Below are 370 nucleotides of genomic sequence, written 5' to 3'. Positions count from 1 at the left end.
AGCTCTCTACGCGCAATTTTGGTTCCTAGATATGGTTAGGAAAGCAGCGATTGAATGTTATAGTCCTGTTCTATGGCGTTTTCAGAAATCTTAATCACGGCTTCATCTTTTGCGAGATCAACTCGCAACTCCGCTTTGGCATTATTGCCCTCCCAAGTTATAACCAGATCTGAGCCTTGGCATGTTAATGCAAAACTGCCATCAAATGCGCAACTAGTATTACGCAGTTTAATTAGTGTTTGCAGACCTTTCACGACAGGTTTATCGAGTGCGGCTTCCACCATCGCTACATCCAAATAAGGTCGGTTGATATCGCGTCCAACATTACTTTTTTCTAGGAGCACTATGTCATTTTCCATCGCCAATAGAC

The 370-nt window shown here is 43.0% G+C and carries 1 pseudogene; it reads right to left on the bottom strand.

What is annotated here, in order from left to right:
• Window positions 1–35: 35 nt before the first annotated feature.
• Window positions 36–370 (bottom strand): annotated as a pseudogene (locus CWC11_RS21170) (sucrose phosphorylase); the annotation flags it as partial.

This window comes from Pseudoalteromonas sp. S3178, from assembly GCF_005886985.1.
GTDB lineage: Bacteria > Pseudomonadota > Gammaproteobacteria > Enterobacterales > Alteromonadaceae > Pseudoalteromonas > Pseudoalteromonas carrageenovora.
Note: the sequence above shows the minus strand (reverse complement) of the source record. Positions and strands in the feature narration are given on the sequence as shown.